Genomic DNA, 751 nt, shown 5'->3' on the forward strand with positions numbered 1-751 from the left:
CGCCACCAAGCAAGCCGTCCACGAGGCCCGTCACCGGATCGAGCAGACCACCCGTGTCGCCACCAAGCAGGCCGTCCACGAGGCCCGTCACCGGATCGAGCAGACCGCCCGTCGCGTCGTCACCAAGCAGGCCGTCCACGAGGCCGGTCACCGGATCGAGAAGGCCACCCGTCGCGTCGTCACCAAGCAAGCCGTCCACGAGGCCGGTCACCGGATCGAGAAGACCGCCCGTCGCGTCGTCACCAAGTAAGCCGTCCACGAGGCCCGTCACCGGATCGAGAAGGCCATTGGTGTCGAGGCCAACAAGACCTCCGACGACGCCCACGACGTCTTCAAGCAGGTCGACGATGTCGTCCAGAAGATTGCCTACTGTATCGAGCGCGGCATCGCCGGTGTCGCCCGTTGCACCGGTGTCGCCCGTTGCGCCGGTGTCGCCCGTTGCGCCGGTGTCGCCCGTTGCGCCGGTGTCTCCCGTTGCGCCGGTGTCACCCGTTGCGCCGGTGTCACCCGTTGCGCCGGTGTCGCCCGTTGCGCCGGTGTCGCCCGTTGCGCCGGTGTCACCCGTTGCGCCGGTGTCGCCCGTTGCGCCGGTGTCACCCGTTGCGCCGGTGTCACCCGTTGCGCCGGTGTCACCCGTTGCGCCGGTGTCACCCGTTGCGCCGGTGTCACCCGTTGCGCCGGTGTCGCCCGTTGCGCCGGTGTCGCCCGTTGCGCCGGTGTCACCCGTTGCGCCGGTGTCGCCCGTTGCGCC

The 751-nt window shown here is 70.4% G+C and carries 1 protein-coding gene; it reads right to left on the bottom strand.

The window, feature by feature from the left end; translation table 11 throughout:
- Positions 1 to 751, bottom strand: a 751-nt coding sequence (locus LC094_RS21520) for a calcium-binding protein (RefSeq protein ID WP_226554849.1), incomplete at both ends; no start/stop codon positions are given.

This window comes from Celeribacter naphthalenivorans (assembly GCF_020524585.1).
GTDB lineage: Bacteria > Pseudomonadota > Alphaproteobacteria > Rhodobacterales > Rhodobacteraceae > Celeribacter > Celeribacter naphthalenivorans.